At 63.1% G+C, this 12,568-nt stretch carries 9 protein-coding genes; 5 read left to right on the forward strand and 4 right to left on the reverse strand.

From position 1 onward, the window contains the following. Positions 1 to 2: 2 nt before the first annotated feature. Genes NW848_RS13715 through NW848_RS13725 form a run of 3 tightly spaced genes read right to left on the reverse strand, consistent with a single transcriptional unit; the run spans position 3 to position 4,803 of the window. Positions 3 to 2,330: a 3-hydroxyacyl-CoA dehydrogenase NAD-binding domain-containing protein gene (locus NW848_RS13715; RefSeq protein ID WP_414511301.1), complete on the reverse strand. Its 2,328-nt coding sequence runs from the start codon at positions 2,328 to 2,330 to the stop codon at positions 3 to 5. A 59-nt stretch (positions 2,331 to 2,389) separates the two neighbouring features. Further along, positions 2,390 to 2,857, reverse strand: a complete 468-nt coding sequence (locus NW848_RS13720; protein WP_414511302.1) for a hypothetical protein — start codon at positions 2,855 to 2,857, stop codon at positions 2,390 to 2,392. Between the two features lie 53 nt (positions 2,858 to 2,910). Beyond that, positions 2,911 to 4,803 carry a UvrD-helicase domain-containing protein gene (locus NW848_RS13725; RefSeq protein WP_414511303.1) on the reverse strand — a complete coding sequence of 631 codons (1,893 nt, stop codon included), beginning with the start codon at positions 4,801 to 4,803 and terminating at the stop codon, positions 2,911 to 2,913. Positions 4,804 to 5,333: 530 nt separating this feature from the next. Here NW848_RS13725 and NW848_RS13730 point away from each other — a divergent pair. The 5 genes from NW848_RS13730 to NW848_RS13750 all read left to right on the forward strand — a co-directional run bounded on the left by NW848_RS13730 (position 5,334) and on the right by NW848_RS13750 (position 8,236). Further along, a complete protein-coding gene (locus tag NW848_RS13730; RefSeq protein ID WP_414511304.1) occupies positions 5,334 to 5,738 on the forward strand; it encodes a DUF2089 domain-containing protein in 405 nt (134 codons plus the stop codon). A gap of 18 nt (positions 5,739 to 5,756) precedes the next feature. Beyond that, a complete protein-coding gene (locus tag NW848_RS13735; RefSeq protein WP_414511305.1) occupies positions 5,757 to 6,992 on the forward strand; it encodes a DUF4097 family beta strand repeat-containing protein in 1,236 nt (411 codons plus the stop codon). Between the two features lie 69 nt (positions 6,993 to 7,061). Further along, on the forward strand, positions 7,062 to 7,370 hold the full coding sequence (locus tag NW848_RS13740) for an NAD(P) transhydrogenase subunit alpha (RefSeq protein ID WP_414511306.1): 309 nt from the start codon (positions 7,062 to 7,064) through the stop codon (positions 7,368 to 7,370). Between the two features lie 16 nt (positions 7,371 to 7,386). Beyond that, on the forward strand, positions 7,387 to 7,737 hold the full coding sequence (locus NW848_RS13745; RefSeq protein WP_414511307.1) for a hypothetical protein: 351 nt from the start codon (positions 7,387 to 7,389) through the stop codon (positions 7,735 to 7,737). Beyond that, entirely contained in the window at positions 7,712 to 8,236 is a 525-nt protein-coding gene (locus NW848_RS13750; protein ID WP_414511308.1) for a thioredoxin family protein, read from the forward strand. Before NW848_RS13745 ends, NW848_RS13750 begins: the two co-directional genes overlap by 26 nt. Positions 8,237 to 8,296: 60 nt before the next feature. On the opposite strand, the gene NW848_RS13755 is transcribed toward NW848_RS13750, so the two are convergent. Next, positions 8,297 to 12,502 (reverse strand): hypothetical protein, encoded by a 4,206-nt coding sequence (locus NW848_RS13755; protein ID WP_414511309.1) that lies wholly within the window; start codon positions 12,500 to 12,502, stop codon positions 8,297 to 8,299. Between the last annotated feature and the right edge of the window lie 66 nt (positions 12,503 to 12,568).

The raw sequence follows: 12,568 nt of genomic DNA on the forward strand, positions 1-12,568 counted from the left end.
CCTCAGTTCCGCAGCGGTTTGCCCGTCTCCAGCATGTGGCGGATGCGAGCGACGGTCTTCTCGGTCTGGCAGAGTTCGAGGAACACCTGCCGTTCGAGGGCGTGGAAGTGCGTTTCGGGTAGGGGCGTCGCGTCGCGCAGGTCGCCACCCGTCATCACGAAGGCGATTTTCTCGGCAATCAGGCGGTCGTGGTCACTGATTTGCCCCGCTTGGTGCATCCAGTAGACTTCCATCATTAGGCGGCTGTAGCCGTTTGTGCCCGTTGCCAAGATAGGCGTCGGCTCTGGAGGGCGATAGCCCGCGCGCGAGAGCGCCAGCACATGCTGCTTGGCTTCGTAGAGCAAGCGGTCGAGGTTCCAGCACACGGTGTCGCGCTCGCGTAGGAAGCCGAGCGTGTAGGCTTCGAAGGCGTTGCTGGAACGCTTGCCGTAGGCGAGGGTGAGGAACGGCGCGCGCAGGTGCGGCAGCGGGTCGGCTTCGGGCGGCAGGTGCTGCAGGGCGCGTCGGGTCATCAGCGTCGTGCCGCCGCCTGCAGGAATCAGTCCGACCGACGCTTCGGGCAAGCCCAGCCCCGCGTCCACATGCGCATGCACATGCACGCACGGCAGCACGACCTCCAGCCCGCCGCCCAGCGCGTAGCCATGCACCGCCGCCACGACAGGCACGCCGCAATACCGAATGCGCTGGCTCAGTTCCTGCAGCAGCGTCAGCCCACGCTCCATGCCCTGCCAGTCCTCGCGGGCGATATAGTCCAAAAACAGGTTCAGGTTGAACCCTGCGGAGAACATGCGCCCCTGATTGCCCAGCACGACGCCGACATGCATCCGTTCCGCGCGCTCTAAGTACGCCAGCATGAACTCCATCAGGCTGGGCGTTAGCACATTCGCTTTCGTGCGGAACTCAAGGCACGCCACATCGTCGCCGAGGTCGATTATGCGGCATTCGGGCGTCTCGTCCAGCACCCTGCCCGCGCGGGCGAGGTCATCGAGGCGCACGAAAAACTGCGGGGTCATCAGCGGCGCGTAGTCGCCTTGGTCGTCGCGCGGCTCGAAGTAGAGTCGGCTCGCGCCTTTGGTGGCGTAGAAGGTCTTCAGCCCCGCGTTGCGCAGGGCGCGCAGCGGGGCAGGCTCTTGGGGCAGGTCGAGTTGCGCCAACGCCTCGCGTCCCGCCTCGCCCAGCGCGTCCCAAGTCTCGAACACGCCGAGTTCCCAGTTGTAGCCCAGTCGCATCGCCATATCCAGCGACGGGATGTCGTAGGCGACTTCGGGCATCACCGCCGCGCCATACGCCAACGGCTTGAGGAACGCCTCGCGCATGAACGCGCCATACGGGTCGGGCAGGTTTAGCAGGGCGGGCAGGCGTTCCTCGATAGGCGCACGACTCAGGTTGGGATCTATCGGTAGGTTCGGCTCCATACGCGGTCGGTAGTCCAGCGTCGCGTAGTCCAGCGTAAATATCTCTTTGCCCTCGCGCCGATAGAAGCCCGCGCCTGCCTTCTCGCCCAGACGCCCCTGCGCAATCAGCGCGTGCCAGAGGGCAGGCGGCTCCAGCGACTGGATGTAGGCGTCGTCGGGCAGCCGCTCTTTCTGATTGCGGATGATGTTGTCGGCGACATCGAGTCCCACAAGGTCGGTCAGGCGGAACACGCCGCTGCGCGGGCGACCGACCAGCGTACCCAGCAGGAGGTCAGCCTCTTCAGGCGTTATGCCGTGCCGAATTGCGCTTGTCAACGCCTGCATCATCGCGTAGACGCCGATGCGCGTGGTGATAAAGCCAGGGCGGTCTTTCGCCAGCACGACGCGCTTGCCCAGCAGCCGCTCGGCGAAGGTCGTGAAGCGCACGGTGAGGTCGGGGTCGGTGTCTTCGGTGGGGATGAGTTCCAGCAGGCGCATGATACGCGGGGGATTGAAAAAGTGCGTGCCCAGAAACTGCTTGCGTAAATGTTCGGGCAGCGCCTGCGCGATTTCGGCGATGCCCAGCCCTGAGGTGTTGGAACTCAGCACGGCGTTAGGGTTCACTCGCTCGGCGACCTGACGCCACAACGCACGCTTGGGTTCAATCTGCTCGATGATGGCTTCCACGACCCAGTCGGCGTCGCGCACGCAGTCCAAATCGGTCTCCACACAGCCGGGGGTAATCCGCGTCGCGTCGTGGGGTTGATAAAACGCGCCCGATTGCTGGAGCCGTTCCAATGCGCGGTGGGCAATCTCGCCTTGATCCAGCAGGTGAACGCGCCATCCGATACTTGCCAACAGCGCGGCGATGCCGCCGCCCATCGTGCCCGCGCCCAACACGACAGCGTGTCCTTTGCGCAAGTTGCCGTTAACCATGCCAGCCCTCCATCGGTGGGGGTAAGTATACCTGCTGGGGGGCGGCGCGCTGGCGTCGCCTATGGGCGGTCGTCCCGTTGCGCGTGCATCGCCTTGCGCCACTTCTCGCACAGTTCCAACGCCTCGCGCGCCTGACGCCACAGGTGTTGCTCCTGCTTGATTTGCTCGGAAGCGGAAAGTTGGGGCATGGAGTCGGACACCTGGGGCGGCGGCGTCTCCAAGTAGTGGCGCACGGCGGTCAGGAATGCATCGTACATCGCCGCCGTCTCGGGCGGCAAGGCGTCGGGACCGCGTTCCAGTTGAATCAGTTGCGCCAGCGTCTGCAGGCAGAAGTGGCAGGCTTCCTCGCGGGCGGCTTGCCAGAGGTGCGGAGGCAGGCGGCGCGGGCGGGCGTTCTTATCGCGCTGGCGACGCGCCAGATGGTGAATCGCCTCCGTCGCCAGCCGTACTGGCAGGCTGACCAACGGCAACTGAAAGGTGTGCGCAATCTCCTGCGCAATCCAGTCCCGCGACAACGAACGGCGCATTCCACTGTTATGGGACGCGCGTGTAGACAAATGTAAACCATTCAGAGAATCGTTCAGCGATTAGGTAAGAATTTGCTGCTTCCTGTGGTCGGCGACCAGCTGATATAGAGCCGCTCGCGGGCGCGGGTGCAGACCGTGTAGAGCAGCTGACGCTCTTGGTCCTCCTTCGCTTTGCGCTCGGCAGTGTCCACAATATCTTTGATTGCCGAGTAGTGGGGGAAGTAGGTCGCCGTGACTCGCACGACTGCCACTGCGCGGAACTCCAGCCCTTTGGCGTTGTGCGCTGTGCCGTAGTTAAGCTCGTGGGGCACGGGCGGGGTGTCGCGTTGGAGCTTACGCGCTTGTATCCCACGCTCTTGCAGAACCTCTTCGCGCAGCATGTGTTCAACCTCCTTGAGTGCGTTCTCACTGCGCGCGAAGATGGCAATCTCGCCAGGCTGGATGTTGTCGTTCAGGCATCGGTAAATCCAGTCCTTCAGCCCACGCATTTCGGCGGGGATGTTCTCGTAGCCGTGCGCCTCGGGCACGACCCCGTGCATCAGCGCGACTGGGCGGTCAGAGAGGATGCGCGTCTCGTCCTCTTGCACGCCTTCAATCGCTTCGGGCAGCACGCGCTCCGCGAAGTCTTGAATCTGGCGGGTGGTGCGGTAGTTCACGCGCAGGGTGTAGCTGCGCCCGCGCGTGTCGATGCCGAACCGCACCCACGGCACAGCGGGACGATAGATGCGCTGGCGGGTATCCGCGCATAAAAATAGCGCGTTCTCCAAATCGGTCGGCGCTAAGGCGCGAACGAGCGTAAGCTCGGCAGGTCCGAAATCCTGCGCCTCGTCGACCACAACGCAACGATAGCGCGCTTCGGGATGCTGGTTCAAGTACTCTGCAACGGCATAGCAAACAGTGCTGAAGGTCGTCCGATGTTGTTCTTCCAGCAGACGCCACATCCGATCGAACACCTGCCAGAGTTCCTCGCGCTGGGTGCGTTGCAAGGGCATCTTCCGCCCGACGCGCTCAATCTGCAGGTAGGTCTCCAAGTCGCGCACCTGCCACGGGTCAATAATCGTCTCCCATTCGGGACGAACGAAGGCAAGGTTGTAAGGAGAGTTCACCTCACGGATCGCTTGCTCAAGCAGCGCGTTCTGTGCTTCCGTATCAACGACGGTTTCTGTGCGGTTCAGTTTCTGTGTGAACAGACGAACGGCAAGCGCGTGCAGGTTGATTACCTCAATCCCCGTGCCGTGCAGCGGTCCGATGATTTGTTCGACGCGATGCTTGAGGTTGTCCGCCAGCACGCGCGTGAAGGTCGTCAGCAAGATTGGCTCATTCGGATAGCGTTCTGTTGCCAGCCACGCGGTTCGGTGCGCGGCGACGACGGTTTTACCTGTGCCTGCGCCGCCTCCGACGCGAATTGCACCTTTCAAATCACGCTTCACTGCATCGCGCTGCGCGGGGTGCAGAAAGATAATCCACTCTTGCCAGCCGCGCTGAATCGCCTTGCGGATGTCCTGTTCACTCTCAGGCGACCAGAAATCACGCGGGCGACGACGGAACAGCTCCGACGGCATCAACACCGATATTTGCGGGGGCAATAGCTCGCGATAGGGCTTCGTCTTGTCTGCCAGATGCATCAGCCGCTCAATCACATCTTCGGGGAACCAGTCGTCATCCAGCGCCTTCACAAGTATCCGCGCGAGCTGCTCTTCAGTCGCCTGCGTCAGTTGCTCTGCCCAGTCGCGGTCGGGAATACCTAATCGCATAATCTGTTCGGGCGTGTAGCCGCGCAGCGGAACCCGAAACACCTCTGGAGTCTCTTCGGGCGCAGATGTTGTTTCGGCGACCTCATTCACAGGCGGCGCCATCGAGTAGCTCCCTGTCAACAAGTCCAGCGTGAAACGCTTGCGCCTTGCCCACTGGTAGGCGTCGTCATGGTGAGCGACATAACAGACCACCCAGCAGTCTTGCTGGTCGGAGACGACAACACGAATATCGTCGTTCACGCGATAAGTCCACCAGTTTTTGTACGCTAAGCGATCTAGCTCGTGGAATCGGAGCGAGGGATGAAGCGGGTCATGGCAAAAGAGTTCAAGCTTCTCGTCGATCTCGCGGTGAAAGTGCGGCAATCGTTCGCGTGCCTTATAGTAACGGCGCGTACGAAACACTTCTCTGCGTCCCGCAGTTCCCATAGTTCACCTCCACGCTGTTCGCAGCGGCAGATGCGACTACGAACAGCATCCTACTTCCTGCCTACGATATTCGCCAGTATCACTGAATCTCCTGCTTTTTGGGCATCTTGCATCTCCGACGCCTATTCGTACCGGGGCTTACTGGATTAGCTGTGCCGCTTCCACGCAGGCTGAACTGCATACGCTCCCTCCTACCCCATTCCCCTCCTGCGCCCTCAAGATTTTGCACACAATCCTGAGAATTTTTGAATTCTGAGAGGGTCAAGACTTGACTTTTTTGATTCCGATGGGGTATCATGCAACGCATTATGAAAAAGCCGTATGCCCAACCGACGCGCTGCCCTATCTGCAGCGGGAAGCTTATCGTAACGCAGGTCGCCTGCGAAGAGTGCGGCGTGACGATACAAGGACACTTCACGCCCAATCGATTCAGCCAGCTCGACGAGGAGCAGCTGCGGTTCCTGGAGGTATTCCTGCGCAATCGGGGCATGCTGGCAGGCGTCGAGCGCGAGTTGGGGATTAGCTATCCGACAGCGCGCAACAAGCTGGACGCGCTGCTGCTGGCGCTGGGGCTAACCCCTGCAACGGCGCAGGACTTGAACGGACATCTTGCCGAGCAACGACGCCGAATTCTGGATCTGCTCGAGCAAGGCGAAATCACCGCCGAAGAGGCGGCGCGCAAACTCCGTACCCTACGCTGAAGGAGGAGGTATGTAGGAATGACTGAGCGACAAGAAACGCTGCTGCGGATACTGAACCTGATGCAGCAAGGCTTGGTAACGCCTGAAGAGGCGGCGGACTTGATCGACGCCATCTACGAGCCTGCGCAGTCCGCACCGCCGCCCGAAAGCGCGGCGAGCCAAACGAACGGCAACGGCAGCGCCAACCCAGCGCGTGGGCTGCTTGATCAAATCCTACGCACTGTGGAAGAGACCGTGCGCGCGACTGGGCAAGCCGTGCGCAGCGTCAACTGGCAGCAAATCGGGCAGAGCGTGCGCGAGCAGACCCAGCGCGGTCTTGACGAACTGCGCAAAACCCTCGACGAGCTGGAAAAAGGCGACTGGTCCTTGGGACGGTGGGGCAAGTACGAGACCGACTTGCAGCAAACGATGGACTTCGCGATTGAAGGGGGGCAATCGCTGTCCATCGACCTCCCCGCAGGCGATATTCACCTCACAGGCGGTTTCGACGGGGGACGGGTCGAAGCCGACATCCGCCTGCGGGGAGCCTCCCAGCAAAGCGTGGAGCAAGCTAAGCAGCGTTATAGCCTGACCATCGAGCAGACCGACACAGGCGTGCGCATCACCGCGCCCGAACTGGAAGGCGACCTGCGCCAGAAGGTGAACCTGCGCCTGCGTATCCCGCGCCAAGTGAACCTCCGCATCCGCTTGGAACATAAGGGCGACCTGGAAATCGAGAAGCTGGACGGCACAGTTGACCTGCGCACGCCGCACGGCGACATCACCCTGCGCCACATTCGGGGCAGCGCAACACTGGAGACCATCAACGGCGACCTCGCTATTCACGACCTGCAGGGCGAGCGCGTCGCCATCACCGCCGTCAACGGCGACGCCTCCCTGCGCGACCTCCAAGTGGACACGGCGCGTATTCACCTCACCAACGGCGACCTTGAAACCGAGCGCATCGCCGCCCGTAATTTCACGGTGGAGACCGTGCGCGGCGATATTCGTTTAGACCTGACGACGCCCGTGCAGGGCGAAGTACGCCTGACCACCGTGAAAGGCGACATCTCGGTGCACCTGCCCGACGGCAACGACTGCCAAGTGCAGATGCACACCAGCGCAGGCGACCTCGAATGCGCGCTGGAGTGTCGGGCGGTAGACGCAGGGCGCGGCTATTATACAGGCGTTGCTGGCGACGGTACGGGAACCCTCGCGCTGGAGACCGTTCACGGGGATGTGCGCGTCGCGTTGCGACCGCACGAGACGGCTTGAGCCAGCAACTCAAGGTGAGACCAATCGCCCCCGCGCCTGCGGGGGCTTTTTTTGGGTATCCTACAGGCTATGGAGGCATTCGTTGCCGCGCTGACGGTCTTTGTGCTGGCGATTTTTCTGGGCTTCGAGGTGATTACGAAAGTGCCCCCGACCTTGCACACGCCGCTGATGTCGGGCTCGAACGCGATTTCGGGCATCACGATTATCGGCGCGATTCTGTCGGCGGGCGCGCAGCACACCACGCTCAGCGCAGTGCTGGGCGTGCTGGCGGTTGTGCTGGCGACCATCAATGTGGTTGGGGGCTTCCTTGTTACCGACCGCATGCTGCAGATGTTCAAGCCCAGCCGTCGCGGACTGCCCGACCGTCAGGTAAAATAACTTGGGAGGCGCGACGATGCGAATCGAACTGCTGTATTACCCTGAGTGCCCGTCGCACGAGCGTGCGCTGGAGCTAATCCGCGACGCGCTGACGCTGGAGGGCATCACTGCTGACATCGAAGTGATTCGCATCGACACGCAGGAGCAGGCGGAGCAGTACCGGTTCGTGGGGTCGCCCACCATTCGCATCGATGGGCGCGAGATACAGCCGCAGCCACACTTGCCCTATCGCCTGACCTGCCGCGCGTTTCAACACGAGGACGGGCGACTGTCGCCCCTGCCCTCGCTTATGACGCTACGCGCCGCCCTGCGCAACCCATCCACTGAAGGAGGTGACGGTTATGGAAATCGGTCAATCGGCGTATGACTTCCAGCTGCCTGGGGTGGACGGCAAAACCTACTCGCTCAAGGACTTTGCGGACAAACCTGTGCTGGTGCTCTTCTTCTGGTGTAATCACTGCCCGTATGTCAAGGCATATGAAGACCGCGTGATTCAACTCGCGAACGAGTTCAAAGACCGCGTGGCGTTTGTGGCTATCAACTCGAACGACCCAAAACAGTACCCCGAAGACAGCTTCGAGAACATGCAGCGCGTCGCCCAAGAGAAAAACTACCCGTTCCCGTATCTGTTCGACGAGACGCAATCGGTCGCGCGTGCCTACAAAGCCTCGCGCACGCCCGAATTCTTCGTGTTCGACGAGGAGCGCGACCTGAAGTATCACGGGCGGCTCGACGACAACTGGGAGCATCCCGACCAAGTACGCCACGAGTATGTGCGGGACGCTATCCGATACCTTCTGGAAAACGACATCCCCCATGTCTCCCATGTGCCGCCTATTGGCTGCACGATTAAGTGGAAGCACTAAGCAATAGGCTGCGGGCGTAGCCCGCCCGCAGCCCTGTTCAATCTGAACCCTGTAAGGCATTTACTGGGTCGCTGTTTGCTTCGCAGGCACAGAGACCTTCTGCTCGATTTCCGCGCTCTTGCCCGCGCCGTTGAAGACCTTGACTCGCAGGGTATGCTCGCCTGCGGGCAGCGGCTTGGTGCGAATGCGGAACGGCTCGAACGCCGAGTCGAACATCCCATCCAGCGGCTCCGCGCTGAACCAGTCGCCGTTGCCGATTTGGTACTGCACGCCGATTATCGGCGCGCTCTGGCGCAGGATGCGGCGGGTGCGCGCGTTCTCCGATTTTTGCTCGTCGCCCTCTGTTGCCCCTTCCTTGCGCTCTTCAAAGTATTGGAACGCGACGCCCGACAGCTCGGCAACGCCGTTCTCGGCGACCTTGACATCCCGCGCGCGGATGGAGACCACAGGCGGCGTGTTGCACACCACGATAGGCACAGCAGGCGAGTAGACCGTCGCGTAATCGGTCGGCGAGGCGGGTTCGTCAGTCGCCATTACGCGCAGCAGGTACACCCCGTCGGGCACTTGCGTCGTGTCCCATTCGAAGCGGTTTTTGGCGTCGGGGCGTTCGGCTCGACTCGGCGCATCGTCTGATTCGGGTTCGGGCGCGTCCATCGCGCTAACCTCCAGACGAACCTGTATCGTCTGCCTTACCTGCGCCATCTGCTGCTGAATCTGCGCGCGGAACTCTTCGGGCAGGTCTTCCAGGTTCAGCGCGTCGATAGGCGGTGTCGTATCGGGAGCGGTCTGCGTGTTAGGCGTGGGGCTTCCATTCGGTTTCGGCTGCCCGTTTTTGAGCGGCTGCCAGTTGCCTGTGCCGTCGCGCGCGATTTGCACTTCGAAGCGCAGGGTGTCGCCGTCGGGGTCGCGCCCGCGCCAACGCAGGGTATGCTTCCCGCTAATCGCCTTGTAGGGCGTGATGCCTATCAGTTGCACCTCTGGCGGGCGGTTCTGGGGCAGGTAGCTTACGCTGAAGCGGTGCAGCGTTGGCGAGGCGTCCGCCGCGCTTTTCAGATGCACGCGCACCTGCAGGTACTGCGCGGGCGGGCTGAGAATCGCGCTCCCCTCCGCATTCTCGTAGGCGGTTGTCCACGGGCTCCAGCTCGCGTCGGGTTCGGGCGTGTTGCCCGAACGGGTCTGCAGCATAAGCTGTGCGCCGTCGGGCAGGCTCGCGCTCCAGCGCAGTGCGCCCCAGCGCGCAGGCGCGCCTGCATCCAGCACGGGCGAGAGATAAACCCCCTCAGCGGCAGGCTCCAGCGCGTACAAGCGTCCATCCGCCGACGCCAGGTGCAACCGCTCGCCCACCACGCCGCCGCCGACGAGTTGCAGCCCCCGTTGACGGAAGATGAGCGCGGGCTGCGCCTTTTCCGAATCGGTCGGTAGGAGGTAGACCTCTTCGGGCGTCAGCGCGTACAGATTGCTCTCGTGTAAGACCAGCGCACGCCACTCGCGCTTTAGCTGGCTGTGCAGGGGGGTCAGCCCGCCTGTGGGCGTCCAGCGATACAGTTGCCCCGACGGCGCCGTGGCGATATAAAGGTTGCCCGCCGAGTCGGTTGCCAGCGCGACGACGCTTGGCTCAGGCAGCGTCGCAACTGGGCTGATTGCCCCTGCAGGCGTGATGCGATAGACCATCCCGCGCTCGGATGTGCCTGCGTAGACCGCGCCGTCCGCGCCGACGGTCAGCGCGCTGAAGTGCGTCTCATCAATCGTCAGCAGTCGTCGCAGCGTGTTGCCGTCCCACGCCAGCACCTGCGCGGGCGAGCCTGTGGCAAGGTACAGCACGCCCTCGTGCCAGCGCATCGCGTTCACATAGCGGGCGTTTAGTTGCGCGACGACCTCGGAGCCGCGCTGCCCGACGCGACACAGCGTCCCTTCAGGCGACAGCCCTGCGTACAGGTCGCCGTTCTCACTGCGCGTGAGCGCGGTCACGAACGCGCCTGGCAAAGCGGGATAGGCTTGCTCGGATGGTTCGCCACCGACGCGCACGAGGCGTCCACCAATCCCGCCGCCCAGCAGCAGCCCCGACTCGCCGTCAGGCGCGACGCTCCACACAAAGCTTAGTGGCGCGCTCGGCAACGCGCGCGGAGCTACCGATAGGCGTATCGCGCCGTCCAGCCCCAGCGCCGCGCCCTCGAACACGCCCCGCCGCAGCTGTTCGAACCGCTCGGGCTGCCACTGGCGCGCCGTGCGGCTGACCGTGCGTGTTTCGGGGCGCGCGCCTGCCTCAGTCGCAGGCTCTGGGAACGACGGCTCGCCGGGCGAAGGCGGCGACGGCAAATCCGTAATCACCACGCTACCGCCAGAAGGCGGGAACCCCTCCGACTCGCTCGGCTCCGCATGCGCCTCCTCGCCCTCCACAAACGGCGGCGGGACGAACCGCCCGAACGGGGTGCGTCCCGTGTCGGCGGGCAGCACGGTAATCACGACGCTCTGACCGCCCTCCAGCACATGGGGCGTGTCCACCACCTGCTTGATGCGGTCGGGCGTCTGCTGCGCTTTGGAGACGCGCTGGCTGACGAACACGCTGCGCATCAGGGGTGGGGGTTGCAGCAGCGGCGCGCCGCCTATGCTAATCGTCGGGAACGGCAGATTCAGGGCGACGGACATCTGATAGTTGCGCTCGCGGCTGAGAAACTCGCGCAGTTGCGCTTCGGTATCGCCCCCGCCGCCGCCAACGATACCCTCGCCCAGCAGCAGGGCAAGCAGCCCCATCGCGCCCATCTGCACGCCGCCGCCCCCTGCGCTCGCCTGCAGCACATACCGACCAGGCATCATATCGGCGGGCAGGCGCAGGCTCGTGCGGTAGGTGTCCACCGTGCCGTCGCGCGTGCGCACCTGCACCGTCGCCTCAATCCGCTCGCCAGGACGGTAGGTGAAGCGGTCTACCTGCAGGCTGTCGATGACCGCCGCGCCTTTACCGGGCTGTATCTCCACCTCTAACTCGATTCGCTCCAGTTCGACTTTTTGTTCGCGGGCGTTCAGCAGCAGGTTCAGCGCGTAGTTCAGGTCGCTCAGCACGGCGAACGCCAGCGAGTCGCGCGTGGCGACGCGGTTCTCGTAGCGAATCTCGCCGAACGGGCGCGTCTGCAGCCGCCAGCGCACGGTTGCGCTCGCCTCGCCAAGATCGTAGTGAACGCGGTCTACAAACTCCAACACAGCGATTACGGTAATCCAGCCCGTGTGCATCGGGTGGTTGAACACCTCGCAGCGGTATTCGCGTTGCACAGCGCGGGCAGCGTTCGTGATACGGGCGGTCATCGGGATCATCCGCGCACGCTGCCCCATGCGCCCTGCAACGGCGAACGCGCCGTCGTAGTAAATCGCGCCCAGCGGCTGCGCGCGATTGCCCAACTTGAATGAGATAGCATAGGACGAGAAGACATCCACAATCTCGGCGGCGTGCATGGGCATCTCCACCGTCCCCAAGCCGAAGAACGGGTGCCCGAACGCCAGCACATAGTCGCCCTTGCGGTAGGTCAGCGTGCCGATTACTGAGAGGTCGATGTCGCCCGTCGCCAGCGGCGTGGCAACTGCTGCGCCGGGCTCGAACCGCACGGGCACCTGTTTGCCTGTGCCGCCGCTGGGTGCCAGCAGCGGCGTCAGCCCATACCGCTTGAACAACGCTTCAAGGTACTTCATTGTGCGAGGCGAGACACCGCTGACCATAACTGGGGTCATCAGCGGTCGCGCCCACGCCACATTCGGCGTCGTCGGCTCCTCGTGCCCGATGTAGACCCCCGCGTAGCGCACGCCCGCAATCTGCACGGGCTTGCGTATCAAGTGTCCCCCACGCAGGTCGGCGAGTTGCGCTTCCGCGCGCGGATGCAGATTCGTCAGCATCGCCTCCAACGGCGTCACCAGCGCGACTGGCTCTTTCGGAAAGAGAAACCCATACGCCAGCGCGCCCAGAATCTTGCCCTCGATAAAGATGGGACTGCCACTCATCCCCGCAATCACCATCGCGCCGCGCTCGGTGATGGGGCCGCCGCGCATCGTAATCATCACCAGCGGGTAGCCAAGCAGCGCGTTGTCCAGCACGCCGACCACTTCCACCTCGAAGCGTTCGATCTTCGTGCCCTTGAACACAGTCAGCCCGTAGCCGCGCATGCCAGGCTTGAGCTGCGACACGGGGAACACATCGCGCACCATAGAACGCACATCGGGGGCATCTTGCGACCACGCGAACACCGCCAGCCCCACAAGCAGAGTCAACAGAATCCAGCGCATCTTGTCCATACCTCCTCTGTAGGAATTCGTTCGGGAGGCACGCTGGGATTCCTGCTGCTTGGCGTG

It is taken from the genome of Synechococcus sp. RC10A2 (genome assembly GCF_047502605.1).